Here is a 16,227-nt window from a genome sequence, read left to right as displayed (position 1 = left end):
GTTCAAGCGGCTGGCTCAAGTGGCTGACGGGGCCTAGATAAAACGCCAGCGCTTGAGCACCACCAGCTCCACCGCCACCAGCACCACCATGAAGGTGCAGAACAGGGCGAAGGACATGGGATTGTCGACGCCAGGCATGCCGCCGATATTCACGCCCAGCAGGCCAGTCAGAAAGCTGATCGGCAGGAAGATGCCGGAGATGATCGACAGCAGGTAGGTGTTGCGGTTGACCTTTTCGGTGTGCTGATGGGTCTGGTACTGCTGAACCATGCCTACATGCTCAAGATAGAAGTCCACCGACTCGTTGATTCGCTGGATGGTGTCGCGGGCATTGGCCAGATCGAATCGATCATCGGCAAGCAGCGGTGGCAGGCTGTCGATCATCGCTTCAATGGCGTAGCGCTGGGGCTTGAGGAAGCGACGCAGCTTGATCAACCGCTTGTTCAGCGACATCAGGACGGTGTTGTCGGCCTCAGGCTCTTCTTCCTGGGCGGCGATGGTGGCGTCGAAGGGCTCGACGAAATCCTCGATGCGCTCGTGGAGCTTTTCGATGATATCCACCACCACTGCTCCCAGATCGTCAGGCCCCTTGCCCTGCTCGAGCTCACGGCGTATGTCGGCGATGGCCCGGGAAGGCAGCTTGCGGGTGGAAATCAGCACCCCATCGTAATAGAGGATGCGGATACTGAGCATGTCGTCGGGCTGCTCGCCCTGGTTGAGGTTGACCCCACGCAGAATCAACAGGAAGTTGCCGTCGCCGAGGGTCTCGAAGCGCGGCCGGGTGTCCTCGGCCAGCACGCCGTCGATGGCGGATTCGGGGATTCCTGCCAGCTCGAGGCGCTCGCAGGTGGCTTCGGCATCCCGCTGAAAGTGGTACCAGGCGCCTGCCTGAAGCGGGCCAGGCGCTGGCTCGGGCAACTGGCGGACTTCCTGGCCAAACGACCAGGCGTCGATGAAAAAAGGCGCGGTCATGCAGGCTCCATCAGGTGTTCATCAGGCGGGCCGCGCCCGCCGCTTACAAGGTCGAGAAATCAAGCTCGGACAGCGGCGCCGGCTGTCCGTACAAAAAGCCCTGGTAGCGGTGGCAACCGTGTCGATGAAGCCAGTCCCGCTGCTCCGCTGACTCCACTCCCTCGGCAATCACATCAAGCCCCAGGCTGCGAGCCAGAGCAATGGTGCTTGCCACGATGGCGGAGCTGGTGGCGTTGTCGAGCACGTCGCGAACGAAGGACTGGTCGATCTTCAGCTCGTCCAGCGGCAGACGCTTCAAATAGGCCAGCGACGAGTAGCCGGTGCCGAAGTCGTCCAGCGCGAAGGTCACGCCCAGTGCCTTGAGCCGCGTCATGGTGCGCTCGACCCCGTCGCGATCCGCCACGAACAGCGACTCGGTCACCTCAAGCTTGAGACGCCGGGCCGGCGCCCCGGTGCGCGCGAGGATATCACTGACCCGGGCAACGAAGCCGGGATCCTGAAACTGCCTGGGACTGACGTTGACCGACACGGTCCTGGTGCTGTCATCACCCTGCTGCACCCAATCCACCAGCGTCAGGCAGGCCTGCTCGATGACCCAGAGACCGAGTTCATGGATCAGTGGGCGCTCCTCGGCCAGCGGAATGAACTCGGACGGCGGAACGAGGCCCCTGTCGGGGTGTCGCCAGCGGATCAGCGCCTCGACCCCGGTGACACAATCAAGCTGATCGACCTGCTTCTGGTAGACCAGATACAGCTCAGAGCGTGCCAGCGCGCCAAGCAGGTCTTCGTATAGCTGAGCACGCTGCTGCATCCGTCGCTGCATCCCCGGGTCGAAGAAGCAGACGTCGCTGGCGGTCTGACTCTTGGCCTGGAACAAGGCCATGTCGGCCTGCTGCAACAACCGTTCGCGAGAGACCTCGTCGCGAAACGGACTGATACCGACGCGCGCATTCGGCGACACCGGACGTCCTTCGATCCAGACCGGCATATCCAGCGTGTTCAGCAGCTTGCGAGCAACGGTATCGGCCACGCGCACCGCGGTCTCGAGTTCCACGCCCACGCCTTCGAGGACCACCACGAACTCATCGGCGCTGAGGCGTGCCAGGGTATCCTCCTCGCGCAATACCGACTCGAAGCGACGGGCGGCTTCTCTGAGCAGCTCGTCACCGCCGTGGTGGCCGAGGGTATCGTTGACCTGCTTGAAGTTATCGAAATCAATGAGCAGCAGTGCGCCGTAACAGCCATCCCGCTGACAACGTTCCAGTTTTTCGCCGAGTCGATCGAGCAGCAGGCGTCGATTGGCCAGGCCCGTCAGCGGGTCGAAGAAGGCAAGCTGATGAATTTCTTCCTCCGCCGCCTTGCGCTCGGTGATGTCGCTGAGCGTCGCCACGTAGTTGCGCAGCTGGCCCCGCTCGTCACGCACCGCGCTGATGGTCAGCCATTGAGGATAGATGTCTCCGCTCTTGCGACGATTCCAGATCTCGCCCTGCCAGGCACCGGTATCGCCGATCCGCTGCCATAGCTGTCGATAGAAGTGTTCGTCATGTCGCCCCGAGCGCAGGATGTCTGGGCGACTCCCCTGGACCTCGTCTTCGCGATAGCCGGTGATGTCGGTAAAGGTCCGATTGACCTTGAGAATGCGGCCATCGACATCGGTGATCATCATGCCCAGGTGGGTCTCGAAGGCTACCGCGGCAATGCTCATGTTGGCCTGATGCAACCGCTCCAGGGTGACATCACGCACTACCAGCAGGACACCGTCATGCTCCCCATCACCGCTGAGCAGCGGACTGATCAATGCACTGAAGTCACGGGGGCCGCCACCTACGCTCAGAGAATAATCAAACCGACGTACTTCACCGCTGGCCGCCACCTCGGCCAGCGCCTCGTCCAGACGTCTGGCGATGTCCGGCGGCAGAAAGGCGCGGTAGTGGCTGCCGACCAGGACCTCCGGCGGTGCCAGCAGCAAGGCTTCGTCTCCGGCATGGACAAAGGAGAAGTGGCCACCGCGATCCAGCACCAGTACCAGGTCCTGCATGGAACCGATCAACGCCTTCAAGCGAGCTTCACGGCGGTGGGCGGCCTGTTCGGCGCGCTGCCGTTCGACCACCTCCCCCTGCAACGCCAGCTGGGCACGCCCCTGCGCCAGCACGTGACGCAGCAACCATAATCCGAGCAGGGCCAGCAACGCCCCCAGCACTACCAGTGGCCACAGGCGCTGGCTCCAGCCCGACAGCAACGCCTCGTGACTGTAGCCCAGCACCAGCCACAGAGGCAGTTCGGCCACTCGCCTCGCCACGAACAACCGCTCCTGACCATCCAGCGGGGATTGCTGACGAAAGTGAAGCGTATCCGGCGCGTCCGCGGTCAGCGATCGACTTCCCGCCTGCGACACCAATTCTCCCGGCGCCAGCCCAGCCGCAGGCACGCGGACCACCAGCCGTGCCTCGCTGTCGACCAGGGCGATGCTTTCTCCCTGCATCAGGCCGAACCCCTTGATCGCTTCCGCCAGGGGTCGAGGGTCGATCGATGCCATGGCAACATGCATCTGAGTGGTCTCTGCCGTGCTCCGTTGCACCAGAGTCATGCGATATTCGCCGGCAGACGGCGAATAGTGCAGAGACGAAACCAGGGTCTCTCCCCTCCTCAATCCGGCCAACTGTCGAAGAAACGCATCCTGGGGTAACCAACCCTCGAAAAAGCGAGCTTCTGCGCTTGTCGGGTCCGAGAGGATCGCCAGGTCTTCTACCAGGGGAAGGGACCTGGTTCGCTCCCTGAGCAAGGGTGCCATCGGCGGCCCATTGCCGGCAGGATTGATCATTTCATCGAGAGCCAGTAGCCCGGCAAGCGCGTGAGTCGCGACGTCAAAAGGCTCGGCCACCAGCGCCTCGACCACCTCCGCTCGCGCGTCGAGACGTTGCTCCACACGCTCCACCTCGGCCAGATACTGGCCCCTGAGGGTCCACACGATGCTGGCGACCAGCAGCATCAAGGCGGTCACATAGAGCGCAATGGCACGACGACGCCCCGAGTCGGACGCATTCGTCACAAAGGGGGATGGATCAACTGACACGGACACGTCGTCGTTTCGCCTCTAGAGCATTCATGTGGAAGGTGCGCATCCAGATTCCGTCGACTGTCTTGGGCATGGACGAGTGATCATAGCCAACCCTGCACTACTTGCGCAGTACTTGCGCACCACTCGCGCATTAAACCGCCTAGTTTCTTGATCACACCAAGCTGACCATGGTCCATCATTCCCCCAGAAAACCTCCGACCTGGCGGCGCCACAGGGAAGCATAGAGGCCATCCCGGGCCAGCAAAGATTCGTGCTCACCCATCTCGACGATGCGCCCCTTGTCGATGATTACCAGTCGATCGAGCATGGCGATGGTCGACAGACGATGGGCAATGGCGATGACGGTCTTGCCCTCCATCAGGGTATAGAGATGCTGCTGAATTGCCGCTTCCACCTCGGAGTCCAGCGCCGAGGTGGCCTCGTCGAGCACCAGGATCGGCGCATCCTTGAGCAACACCCGAGCGATGGCGATCCGCTGGCGCTGCCCCCCGGATAGGGTCACACCGCGCTCTCCCACCTGTGCATCCAGGCCCCGACGCCCATGAGGATCGACCAGATCCTCGATAAACTCGTGAACATGCGCCTGACGCACCGCCTGCCACAACCTTTCTTCGCTGCAGTCTCGACAACCGTAGGTCAGATTCTCGCGCAGCGATCGATGCAGCAGGGACGTATCCTGGGTCACCATACCGATCTGTCGACGCAGCGATGCCTGGGTGACCTCGGCGATATTCTGACCATCGATCGTTATCTGCCCGGCCTGCAGATCATGAAAGCGCATCAGCAGCGACGCCAGGGTCGACTTGCCGGCGCCGGAGCGGCCGATGATGCCCACCTTTTCGCCCGGGGAAATGTTCAGATCGAAACCGTCGAACACCCTGGGGCCCACCTGGCTTCCCCGGGCGTAGCCAAAGACCACGTCCTCGAAACGAATCTCGCCGTGCTGGACCCGCAGCGCAGGGGCCGCTGGTCGATCCTGCACTTCGGGGATACGCGACAGGGTGTTGATACCGTCCTGAACGGTGCCGACATTCTCGAACAGGCCAGCGACTTCCCACAGGATCCAGTCGGACATGGAGCGCACCCGCATGACCAGACCGATCGCCACCGCCGTTTCACCAAGGGACACCCAGCGGTGATACCAGGCCAGTACGACCAGTCCCGCCATACCCACCAGCAGCAGGGTATTGAGGGTCGCCAACGACACCGATAGCCAGGTGGCCAGGCGCATCTGCCGATGTACCGTTCCCATGAAGCCATCCATGGCTTCCCGGGCGTAGGCCCGCTCCGCCCCGGCATCGGCAAACAGCTTGATCGTCTGGATATTGCTGTAGCTGTCCACGACCCGCCCGGTCATCACCGCCCGCGCGTCCGCCTGGGCCATGGACACTCGGCGCAGCCGGGGGATAAAAACCCTCATCAATGCCAGGTAGCCCGCAAGCCATAGCACCAGAGGAGCCATCAACCAGGGCTCGGCGGCCCCCAGCACCACCAGCGCGCCGGTGAAATACACCAGCACATAGACCAGCATGTCGAGCACCTTGGTGACGGTCTCGCGCATGGCCAGCGCGGTCTGCATCACCTTCTGCGAGACGCGCCCGGCAAACTCGTCATGAAAGAACGACAGGCTCTGCTCGAGCATCAGCCGATGGGAGAGCCAGCGCCCGAGCATGGGGTAGTTGCCGAAGATTCCCTGGTGGGTGATCAACGACAGCAAAAACACCAGAAGTGGCAGTCCTGCCAGCACCGCCGCTCCCAGGCCGATCAAGCTGGTCAGGTGGGTGTCGACAAAGCCCTCACGGTCGGCTTCGGCCAGCCAGTCCACCAGTTCGCCCATGGCGGTGAAGAACACCACCTCGGCGATGGAGACCAGCGCCGTGACCACCGCCATGGCCGCCAACAGCCCGGTGAAGGGACGCGAGTAGTGGAGCACGAAGGGCCACAACCGGTCCGCGGGTACCGATTCGGGCTGGTCGGGATAGGGATCCACCAGCCTCTCGAAAAAACGCAGCATGTTCCGCTCTCGTATCGCATGACGCCAGCCGCTCATCATACCCTTGTGCCGTTCATGCGGCGTGTCCTGTCATGGTCGGTGCACCAGTGCCATGTCATGGTCGGTCAGGCGCATCGCGCCTCGATCGGTGACCCTCACCGTATTGCTTAGACCGATGCCGAAACCTCCCGGCAAGCGCAGACACAGCGGCAGGTGGAAGACCATGTTGCGGGCAAGCGGCGTGGTCTGCCCGGCGGCGAGAAAACCCGTGCCTTCCACCCAGCTCGGCGGAAACTGGGCACCGACCGCGTAGCCGTAAACCCCTGAATGGAAGAAGCGTTCGCGGTGTGGCGCCAGGATAGCATCGGCGAGCCGGGCGACGTCTTCGAAAGGTGTGCCAGGCGTCATGGCCTCGCACATGCGGGCCTCCATCTCGACACACAGGTCGGCGGCGAGGCGCATCTCGTCGCTGATCGGCCCGACCACCACCGTGCGCATGGTCGGCGCGGTGTAGCGCTGCCAGACAGCACCAAACTCGAGGAACACCGCATCGCCCGAAGCGATGCCCCGGCGTTTGTGGTTGACGTGGATGATGCCACTGCGCGACCCGCTGGTGACGATCGGGGCAAGGCTGAAAAATTCGCTGCCGGCCTCGAGCATCACCTGGGCACCTACGGCGGCCACCTGGTTGTCGGTGACACCGGGCTCGACCACCTCGATGGCACGCGCAAGCCCAAGCGATGTCATCTTGGCGCTGCGCGTCAGGCAATCGAGTTCGGCGTCGCTCTTGACCAGTCTCAAGCTCGCCATCAGGCCACCGGCCCGATCATGGAAGCGATCGCCACCGAGTCGCCCCTGCAGATGACGCATCAGGCCAAACCGTAGACCGCTACTGCTGCCATCGATGCCGATGTCGTGACTGTCCGCCAAGGCGTCAGCCAACGGATCGATCACCTCATCGAGGGCTTCCCAGCGATAGCCGACCACTTCATCGACCCTCGCCGTCACCACGGCGGGCCCGGTCTCGATGGACGCCACCTGCAGCAGCGTGCGCGAAGGGGTGACCACCAGGGCCGCGTGCACGGAGACTTCGAAGGTGTGATAGCCACACAGATAGAAGATGTCCGCCGCCTGGCACAGCAGCAGGGCGTCCAGCCCCTGTCGCTGCATGGCATCGCGAGCGCGCGCCAGCCGGCGATCGAACTCCTCGGCGGCAAACGGCAGTTCGCTTCCGGCGTGCTCTACCGCCAGGGCCTGGCGGTACTGATGGTGATCCATTGGCCGTCTCCTTGATCGATTCACCACAGTGTAGACAGTTAAGCCGGTTCGTCTTCCAGGCGATCCCGGGCAAGCCAAGGGGAAATAAGACTTCTCGCCGAGGGGCGGACTCTCGTAGAATTCCAGACTCGTGTAGACACGCCACAGGAATACGCAATGGGCAGGGCCTTCCAGAACCGCAAGGAATCCATGGCCAAGACGGCCGCCGCCAAGACCAAGGTCTACAGCAAGTACGGACGCGAGATCTACGTCTGCGCCAAGTCCGGAGGCGTCGATCCGAACGCCAATCTGTCGCTGCGCAGCCTTCTCGACCGCGCCAAGAAGGACCAGGTACCGGGTCATGTCATCGATCGGGCGCTGGAGAAGGCGTCGGGCGTCGGCGGCGAGGACTACTCGCTGGCACGCTATGAGGGCTTCGGTCCCGGCAACGCCATGGTGATCGTCGAATGTCTGACCGACAATCCCAACCGGACCTTCGGCGACGTTCGTGCCTGCTTCACCAAGACCAAGAGCAAGATCGGCACACCGGGCAGCGTCAGCCACATGTTCGACCATCTGGCGATCCTCGCCTACACCGGCGAGGATGAAGAAGCCGCGCTGGAAGCCTTGATGGAAGCCGACGTGGATGTCACCGACATCGAGAACGAGAACGGCCTGATCACCGTGTTTGCTCCGCCAACCGACTACGCCAAGGCGCGTCAGGCGCTGCGCGAATCCCTCGGCGCCGAGGAGTTCGAGATCGACGAGATCCAGTTCCTGCCCCAGGCCACCACGCCGGTGGAGGGGGATGACCTGGCCATGTTCGAAAAGCTGCTCGACATGCTCAACGACCTCGATGACGTCCAGAACGTTTACCACAGCGCTGAATTACCCTAGCGCATCGACGCCTTTCGACTGACGAAACTGCTACAGTTAAGTAGCATCGCAGTGCCCGGCAGGGGCTCGTACCCAGGCATGAGCCCTGCCCTGACACTGCTTCTGGGCATGGGATTCGATAGAACTGCGAGGACTCTACCGTTCGTTGGAACGCTTCGACGACTACTTCCACCGAGAGCGAGTTTCCGTGCATGGCCCCATTTTCAACCCTGACCCAGGCTGCCGCACAACGCCCGGACAACATTCGACACCGCAATCTTCGCAAGCACCTGCTCACCCGCTGGGCCAGTCTGATGGGTGCGGCGGTGCACTTCCTCTTCATTCCACTGTTCTGGGTGCTCGATCACTCGCTGCTGGCACTGATCAACGTGATCAGCGTGGCCATGTGGCTTGGCGCCTATCTCGCCAATCAACATGGCGAGCAGGACCGCGCGGTCTACCTGATCACCACCGAGGCTTACTGCCACGCCATCATCGCCACCGTGATCCTGGGTACCTCCGCCGGCTTCCACTTCTACCTGCTGACACTGTCCTGCTGGGCGGCCGTCACCCACTCGGTCAAGTGGGTCGCGCTGGTGCTCGGTCTGATGGGGATGCTGATCTTCCTGTTCCTGGAGTTCCCGCTGTCCCAGATGTTTCCGCTGGAAAGCGGCCCCGGCTTCCCGCTGATGCTGGCGACCCTGAACCTCTCCTGTGCGCTGTTCACCATGGTCGGCTTCGCCATGCTGGCCCGCCACGTCTACGAGACCCAGGAAGAAACGCTGACCAGCATGGCGACCCGTGATGCCCTCACCGGCCTGCACAACCGTCGTTTTGCCGGCGAATACCTGCGCCAGTTATCAGGCGACAGACAGGATGGCACCAACACGCCCTACAGCCTCGCGCTGATCGATATCGATCATTTCAAGCTGATCAACGACAAGCATGGGCACAAGGTCGGCGACCAGTGCCTGATCCAGATTTCCGATTTGCTGGTGCGCCACTTTCGCCGCTCGGATGTACTCTGCCGCTGGGGCGGCGAGGAATTCCTGCTGATCTTCCCCGGCGCCGACTTGAACGAGATCCTGCCGGTGCTCGAAGGTTTCCAGGAGCGCCTTCGCAGCCTGCCCATCATGCACAACGGCGACGTCATTTCCTTGACCGTCAGCGTCGGCGTGACCAGCCATACGCCCGGCATGCACTACGATCTGCTGATCAATCGCGCCGATCACCTGCTTTACCGAGCCAAGGCCGAAGGTCGGGACCGGATCATCAGCGATGGGTCAGAGGAGCAGGTCCCTCCGCCGCTCTAGCCGGCAAGCGCCAAGCGACCACCTGGACAGCCCTCGGTCATCGCTCCCACGCCAATCAAATGCCGCCCGTCAAAGCCTGCCTTGAGGCAGGACTCAGGTCAGGTGGACCACCTCGAAGCGCGCCAGCACCTTGTCGTTTTCATCGAGCAGTTCAAGCTCATCGGCCAGCAGACGAAACGCTCTAGTGGCCCCCAGTGCCTCGACCAGCGCGCGCTCCTGGGCCATGACAGGCCCCTGGCAGGCCTTCCTGGTAGTGGCCAGCGGAGCCAGCGACAGCGCATCCCCCTCCCGCTGGTAACTTCCCATCAGGCGGTTGCACCCTCCGGATCCGGCCAGGCGACCCTCCTGGGTGTGCAGCACGATATGCGCAGAACCGTCGACAGCGACTTCTCCGTCGACTTGCACCAGCTTCCAGTAGCGCTCTTCCAGTGGCTCACGCAGCGGTTCGGGCAGCCGCGCCAGGCGGGCAGACGCGCCATCTGGCGTACGCGACGCCTGCGACACAAGATCGCCCCCCTGCGCGACTTGCCACCGCTGCGCCGCCTCAGGGGCGGGCTCGCCCAGCGACAGTTCGCCATCCGTCAACTTCCACTGACCCCGGTGGCGGCGGCGAGGTTGCTCGCCGGGTCCCAGATGCGTCTCCTTGAGCAGATATCGCCCCCCGTCATCGAGCGCCAGATCGAGACGTACCGCCTTGCAGTCATCACAGGACACTTCACCACGAAAGCTCGCAGGAAGTGGCGCCAGGCTGGATGCCTCTGCCTGGAACGACTCGCTCGACCCGGTGCCACTCGACGACGCCCCGGTACAACCGGCCATCAGCAGCAACAGCCAGGCCGTCCCCCACAGACGCGACTGGCGTAGAGTTCCTGGAGTCGGTTTCATGGTGCCCCCTTGGTGTTGAAGAAACGATGCTGGCACACGGCTGTGGCAACATATAACGCATCTTGGACCGCCATCCTGCCAAGGGTTCCACGCCTGCGCATGTCGAAGATCAGGGAACCGGCCAGACGCCAGACTTCAGAAGGTACCTTCATGAGGTCGTCGAGGCGACGCCACCGGAGGCATTCAGCACCACCCGATCGCGGCCGGCGTACTTGCCTCGATACAGCGCCTGGTCGGCCCGCCGCAACAGGGCTGAGGCGCTCTCGCCCTCCAGTCGCTTGGCCACCCCCAGGGTACAGGTCAACAACACCTGCTCTCCGGTGAGCAGCGTCAATGGCGTCGTCGCCAGCCCCTTGCGAATGCGTTCGGCGATATCCAGCGCCTGATGCTCGTCGCGCTCCTTGAGAAGAATCACGAACTCTTCTCCCCCGTAACGACACACCGGATCGATGTCGCGCACGACCTCCTCGATCACCTTGCCCAGGTGCTGCAGCGCGCGATCGCCCTCGGCATGCCCCCAGCCATCGTTGAATCGCTTGAAGTTATCGATATCCAGCATGATCAACGACAGTGGTCGCCCGCTTACCTCGGCCTGGGCCACCGCAGCGGGCAAGGCTTCGTCGAGATAGCGGCGATTGTGCACACCAGTAAGACCATCGAGATAGCTCATGCCGTGCAACCGCGCCTTCTCCTCCAGCAGCGTCTCTCGCTCGCGCTGCAACAGACTGATGCGATCGGCCAGGGCCAGCGACAAGAGGATGGCCTCCAGCGCGGAACCGATCTGGAAACCGTGCAGCGTCCAGAAGTTGTGGGGGGACAACCCATAGGTCACCAGCAGCAACAGGACCACCCCGACCACCAGCACCGACCATGCCATCAACAGCCACTGAGCGGGGCGAAAGCCACGCCACAAGCCACGCACCGACGACAGCAGAAAAGCCGTTAGCGTCAGCACCCCCAGCAGCGAATAGAACACCACGGTCAAGAAGCTCGGCAGCAGCCAGGCGATGGCGGCGGCCAGCGCCAGGAGCCAGCACAGCCACCGCATCAACGAGTCCACTCTCGGGTCCTGGCGCGCCGTCATCAGAAAACGCCGGCAGAACTGCAACCCGCAGATGCTGATCACCGACAGGGCCGTCAGCAGCAAGGCCTCGTTCAGGCGTGCCCCCATCTGCGGAAAATAAAGCAGCAGCAAGCCGTTCTGACACAAGAAGTAAGCGCCCGCTCCACTCAAGAACCCCAGATACCAGAGGTAGTTGGTATCGCGAAGACTGAACAGCAGAAGGCTGTTGTAGATCACCAGGCCCGCAATCAAGCCGAAATAGAGCCCCTGCCCCAGCAACAAGTCACGCCAGTAACGGTGCAGATCGACGTCATCCAGTACCTGCACATTGAAGCGTATCGCCTGATCGGTCTCGACGCGCAACAGCAGTTCATTCGTTGCCACAGGCAAGCGGAACTGGGGCAAGGCAGCAGCGAGCCCCGGATCATCGGCAAAATGCGTCTCCCTCGCGACGGGGCGACACCCCGAGTCGTCACAGACCAGCAGCTCGACTCCCTGAACCAGAGGATTGGACAGCACCAGGCGCTGCCCGGGCAGAGCACCCACCACCCTCAGTCGCAGCCATACCGGATGCGCCTTGAGTCCCAGGCTGACCTGCTCATCGAGAGACTCTGCGGTAACCGTAGAAAGCGCTCCTTTCTCCGGTGGTTGCTGCCCCTGGTGGTCGAGTACCCACAGCGACACATTGGGCTGTGGGCGTGAGGCCTCCCCCGCCAGCTCCCACGCCAGCAGCACCACCATCGCGGTCAACAAAAGCCAAAGCCGCCCCATGCCTCTGCCCGACTCACCTCCGCCGCCCCACTGCATCGCAGCACTCCTTGTCGCCCAGACTCAGTGTAGCCGCTTCCTTCCGGCATACCTTTCCTGCGGCACTGTGCCGCCAGCGAAGTTTCAACCCAGAGGAAGGATAGTGCCCAAATCCCCCAGCAAGGACTCACTTACACGAGACGACCCAACAGGGTTGAGGTAGCGCCCCCGAGGGAGGGAGTGGCAAGGACGTCATATGCGAGTATGCTGGGACCTGAACGTGATGAAAGAACAGGAGATCGCTCACTTCACCAGCAAGGAGGTTCACATGAAGGTCTACAAACCTCAGTGGCAATGTACCCTCAACGTGACCGAGGGCGCAGAGCAGACCGCAAGCTGGAAGAATCGCCTGGCCTGGCAGCTCAGGCAGATGGCAGACCGTCTCGAAGGAGGCCGCCGCACCCTGATTCTGGATGTGGATGTCCAGCCCTCCATCGCCAAGGACGATGTGGATCGTTGCCTGGGCAAGGGCTTTGCCCTTTCCCAGACCCTGATGACCGAGCTGGCCCAGCAGGCCGCCTGCGAGGACATCATGCGTGACGCCAAGGCAGAACTGTACGAGAGCGATTGAACGACAGAGTCCCAGACCGGCGCGGCTTGATGGTGCGCCAGGCCCGGGCCAATAGTCTGCACCTGAACGCACAACACCCGCCAAGTGGCGGGTGTTGTGGTTTTCGAACATTGCACCGACGCCGTCAGGTCGTCGGATCAGGGATCATTCCCACTCGATCGTCGCCGGCGGCTTGGACGAGACGTCGTAGGTGACGCGGGAGACCCCGGACAGCTCGTTGATGATACGGTTGGAGACCTTCTCCAGCAGTTCGTAGGGCAGGTGGGCCCAGCGGGCGGTCATGAAGTCGATGGTCTCGACGGCACGCAGGGCGATGACCCATTCGTAGCGGCGGCCATCACCGACCACACCGACGGACTTGACCGGCAGGAACACCGCGAAGGCCTGGCTGGTCTTGTGGTACCAGCCGGAGTTGTGCAGCTCTTCGATGAAGATGGCGTCGGCCTCGCGCAGGATGTCGGCGTACTCCTTCTTGACCTCGCCGAGGATACGCACGCCCAGGCCCGGCCCCGGGAAGGGGTGACGGTAGACCATGTCGTAGGGCAGGCCGAGTTCCAGGCCGAGCTTGCGCACCTCGTCCTTGAACAGCTCACGCAGCGGCTCGACCAGCTTGAGCTTCATCGTCTCCGGCAGGCCACCGACGTTGTGGTGGGACTTGATCACGTGGGCCTTGCCGGTCTTGGCGGCGGCCGACTCGATCACGTCCGGGTAGATGGTGCCCTGGGCCAGGAAGTCCACACCCTCGATCTTGGCCGCTTCGCTGTCGAAGACGTCGATGAAGGTGTTGCCGATGATCTTGCGCTTGGCTTCGGGGTCGGCCTCACCTTCGAGCTTGCCGAGGAACAGCTCTTCGGCGTCGACGCGGATCACCCGCACGCCCATGTGCTGTGCGAAGGTCTCCATCACCTGATCGCCTTCGTTCTTGCGCAGCAGGCCGTTGTCGACGAACACGCAAGTCAGCTGATCGCCGATGGCCTTGTGCAACAGGGCCGCCACCACCGAGGAGTCGACCCCGCCTGACAGTCCCAGCAGCACGTGGCGGTCACCGACCTGGTCACGCACCCGGGCGATCTGGTCCTCGATGATCTTGGCCGGCGTCCAGTTGCGCTCGGCGCCACAGATCTCCAGCACGAAGTGCTCGAGGATGCGCTGACCCTGCAGGGTGTGGGTGACCTCGGGGTGGAACTGTACGCCGTAGAAGCGCTTTTCCTCCCAGGCCATGGCGGCGATCGGGCAGCTCGGGGTGGAGGCGGTGACGGTGAAGGTCTCCGGCACCTGGGCGACCTTGTCACCGTGACTCATCCACACGTCCAAAAGGCCGCGCCCGCTGTCCGGATCGACGTGATCCTTGATGTCCTTGAACAGCGCCGTCTCGGCGTCCAGGCGGATCTGGGCGTAGCCGAACTCGCGCTTGTTGGAGCCCTCGACCTTGCCACCCAGCTGCTCGGCCATGGTCTGCATGCCGTAGCAGATACCGAACACCGGCAGCCCCATCTCGAACACGCAGGCCGGCGCCCGCGGCGAGTCCAGCTCGGTCACCGACTCCGGGCCACCGGCCAGGATGATGCCGTTGGGGCGATACTCGCGGATCTCCTCCTCGGTGATGTCGAAGGCGCGAATCTCGGAGTAGACGCCGATCTCGCGAACCCGGCGAGCGATCAGCTGGGTGTACTGGGAGCCGAAGTCGAGGATCAGGATCTTGTGGGCGTGGATATCGGTCATGGGGACTTACCTTGCAGGCAGTGGGGCCGGTGGGCCGAGCAATCGAAAAGCGAAAAGCTGGAAGCGGCGGACCGCTTCCAGCTCAGGGTGACGAGGGGCGAGTCGCCCCGCGCGCCCTCTGGTGCAACGCGTCTGGTGCGATACGCCTGGCGCGTCACGTCAGCGCCTACCCTGCTCGATAGTTGGGCGCTTCCTTGGTGATCTGGACGTCGTGAACGTGGGACTCGTTGAAGCCGGCGCCGGTGATCTTGACGAACTCGGGCTTGGTGCGCATCTCGTCGATGCTGGCACAGCCGGTGTAGCCCATGGAGGCACGCAGGCCACCCATCAGCTGGTGCACGATGGCACCCATCACGCCCTTGTAGGGCACCCGGCCTTCGATGCCTTCCGGCACCAGCTTCTCGACGCCGTCGTCCTTGTCCTGGAAGTAGCGGTCGCTGGAGCCCTGGGTCTGGGACATGGCGCCCATGGAACCCATGCCACGGTAGGCCTTGTAGGTACGCCCCTGGAACAGCTCGACCTCGCCCGGCGCCTCCTCGGTGCCGGCCAGCAGGCCGCCGACCATGATGCAGCTGGCACCGGCAGCCACCGCCTTGGCGATGTCACCGGAGAAGCGCACGCCACCGTCGGCGATCAGCGGGATGTCGAACTCCTTGAGCGCCTCGGCCACGTTGGACACCGCGGTGATCTGCGGCACGCCGACACCGGCGACGATGCGGGTGGTGCAGATGGAGCCAGGACCGATGCCCACCTTGACCGCGTCGGCACCGGCCTCGGCCAGAGCCCGGGCGGCGTCGGCGGTGGCGATGTTGCCGCCGATGACCTGGATCTGCGGGAAGTGCTCCTTGACCCAGCGCACCCGCTCGATCACGCCACGGGAATGACCGTGGGCGGTATCGACGACGAGGGCGTCGACACCGGCTTCGGCCAACGCCTTGACCCGGTCAGGGGTTTCCGGACCGGTGCCCACGGCGGCGCCGACCAGCAGGCGGCCGTCGGCGTCCTTGGCGGCGCTGGGGAAGGTGCGCGCCTTCTCGATGTCCTGGAAGGTCACCAGGCCACGCAGGCGGAAGTCGCCGTCCACCACCAGCATCTTCTCGACCCGGTGCTCCTGCATCTTGCCCTTGATGACGTCCAGCGGGGTGCCTTCCGGCACGGTCACCAGGCGATCGCTCGGGGTCATGATGTCGGCGACGCTGTCGCCATGGTTGGGCTGGAAGCGCATGTCACGCTCGGTCACCAGGCCGACCAGGGTCTCGCCCTCGACCACCGGGAAGCCGGAGAAGCCGTGTTCCTTGGCCATCGCCAGCAGGTCCTGCAGCTTGGCCTTGGGTCCGACGGTGACGGGATCCTTGACGATGACGCTCTCGTGCTTCTTGACCTTGCGCACTTCCAGCGCCTGCTGAGCGATGCCCATGCTCTTGTGGATGATGCCGATGCCACCTTCCTGGGCCATGGCGATGGCCAGGCGGGCTTCGGTGACGGTATCCATGGCGGCGGAGGCGAGGGGAATATTGAGGAAGAGGTCGCGAGTCAGGCGGGTCCGGAGACTGACGTCCTTGGGGAGAACGTCGGAATAGCCGGGAACGAGCAATACGTCGTCAAACGTAAGTGCTTCTTGGGCCATACGTAGCATAATCGGCAACACCCACTGAGGCTTTAGAGGGAGGGAAGAAGTTAATCGCCCAT

General features: G+C 63.2%; 11 protein-coding genes. 3 read left to right on the top strand and 8 right to left on the bottom strand.

Translation table 11 applies throughout. The features are described 5' to 3' along the window. Nucleotides 1–33 precede the first annotated feature (33 nt). The 4 genes from C6W88_RS10045 to C6W88_RS10030 form a co-directional block, all read right to left on the bottom strand. Nucleotides 34–972: a CorA family divalent cation transporter gene (locus tag C6W88_RS10045; protein ID WP_052704205.1), complete on the bottom strand. Its 939-nt coding sequence runs from the start codon at nt 970–972 to the stop codon at nt 34–36. A gap of 43 nt (nt 973–1,015) precedes the next feature. Then, on the bottom strand, nt 1,016–4,045 hold the full coding sequence (locus C6W88_RS10040; protein WP_146164649.1) for a bifunctional diguanylate cyclase/phosphodiesterase: 3,030 nt from the start codon (nt 4,043–4,045) through the stop codon (nt 1,016–1,018). Between the two features lie 181 nt (nt 4,046–4,226). Next, complete coding sequence (locus tag C6W88_RS10035; protein WP_108132352.1) at nt 4,227–6,065, bottom strand: ABC transporter ATP-binding protein; 1,839 nt, start codon at nt 6,063–6,065, stop codon at nt 4,227–4,229. A gap of 69 nt (nt 6,066–6,134) precedes the next feature. Then, a complete protein-coding gene (locus C6W88_RS10030) occupies nt 6,135–7,322 on the bottom strand; it encodes a M24 family metallopeptidase (RefSeq protein WP_108132351.1) in 1,188 nt (395 codons plus the stop codon). 156 nt (nt 7,323–7,478) lie between these two features. Between C6W88_RS10030 and C6W88_RS10025 the strand changes: the two genes are divergently transcribed. Continuing rightward, nucleotides 7,479–8,198 (top strand): YebC/PmpR family DNA-binding transcriptional regulator, encoded by a 720-nt coding sequence (locus C6W88_RS10025; protein ID WP_108132350.1) that lies wholly within the window; start codon nt 7,479–7,481, stop codon nt 8,196–8,198. 191 nt (nt 8,199–8,389) lie between these two features. Beyond that, nucleotides 8,390–9,490, top strand: coding sequence for a GGDEF domain-containing protein (locus tag C6W88_RS10020; RefSeq protein WP_108132349.1), 1,101 nt, complete (start codon nt 8,390–8,392; stop codon nt 9,488–9,490). 93 nt (nt 9,491–9,583) lie between these two features. On the opposite strand, the gene C6W88_RS10015 is transcribed toward C6W88_RS10020, so the two are convergent. Both C6W88_RS10015 and C6W88_RS10010 read right to left on the bottom strand, forming a co-directional pair. Further along, entirely contained in the window at nt 9,584–10,375 is a 792-nt protein-coding gene (locus C6W88_RS10015; RefSeq protein WP_108132348.1) for an META domain-containing protein, read from the bottom strand. Nucleotides 10,376–10,523: 148 nt separating this feature from the next. Then, complete coding sequence (locus tag C6W88_RS10010) at nt 10,524–12,245, bottom strand: GGDEF domain-containing protein (RefSeq protein ID WP_108132347.1); 1,722 nt, start codon at nt 12,243–12,245, stop codon at nt 10,524–10,526. 268 nt (nt 12,246–12,513) lie between these two features. Here C6W88_RS10010 and C6W88_RS10005 point away from each other — a divergent pair, with 268 nt between their 5' ends. After that, nucleotides 12,514–12,816 (top strand): hypothetical protein, encoded by a 303-nt coding sequence (locus C6W88_RS10005; RefSeq protein WP_045991267.1) that lies wholly within the window; start codon nt 12,514–12,516, stop codon nt 12,814–12,816. A 144-nt stretch (nt 12,817–12,960) separates the two neighbouring features. On the opposite strand, the gene guaA is transcribed toward C6W88_RS10005, so the two are convergent. Then, nucleotides 12,961–14,538 (bottom strand): glutamine-hydrolyzing GMP synthase, encoded by a 1,578-nt coding sequence (guaA, locus tag C6W88_RS10000; protein ID WP_045991086.1) that lies wholly within the window; start codon nt 14,536–14,538, stop codon nt 12,961–12,963. Between the two features lie 166 nt (nt 14,539–14,704). Continuing rightward, entirely contained in the window at nt 14,705–16,174 is a 1,470-nt protein-coding gene (guaB, locus tag C6W88_RS09995) for an IMP dehydrogenase (RefSeq protein WP_045991087.1), read from the bottom strand. Between the last annotated feature and the right edge of the window lie 53 nt (nt 16,175–16,227).

The sequence above is a fragment of the Halomonas litopenaei genome (assembly GCF_003045775.1).
Taxonomy (GTDB): Bacteria; Pseudomonadota; Gammaproteobacteria; order Pseudomonadales; family Halomonadaceae; genus Halomonas; species Halomonas litopenaei.
This window is presented reverse-complemented; position numbering and strand designations above follow the sequence as displayed.